Source organism: Dellaglioa sp. CoH-57-MRSF-16, assembly GCF_056782055.1.
The window spans coordinates 1-259 of the sequence record NZ_JBXAXZ010000199.1 but is presented as its reverse complement, the minus strand read 5'-3'; the positions used below and the strand labels follow the sequence as shown (position 1 = coordinate 259).

The following is a 259-nucleotide window of genomic DNA, read 5'->3' as shown; positions in this document are numbered from 1 at the left end:
GTCATGATCGGCGTGGTCGTGACCGGAGTGGTCGTGCGCAGCGTGGTCGTGACCGGAGTGGTCGTGCGCAGCGTGGTCGTGACCGGAGTGGTCGTGCGCAGCATGGTCGTGTGCGCCGTGGTCGTGCGCGCTGTGGTCGTGATCGCCGTGGTCGTGCATGGCGTGCTCGCGCTCAGCCTCGTGCGCGATGGCCTCCGCCTCGCTGTGCTCCGAATGCCCGCTCACGCTTTCCTCCGCTTCTAACCGCGATACCCAGGAG

1 protein-coding gene is annotated in these 259 nt (G+C 68.0%); it reads left to right on the top strand.

The annotated features are described in order from the left end of the window. The coding region (locus AC1RPH_RS08410) for a hypothetical protein (RefSeq protein WP_481762133.1) at window positions 1–243 on the top strand (243 nt) is incomplete at its 5' end. Between the last annotated feature and the right edge of the window lie 16 nt (window positions 244–259).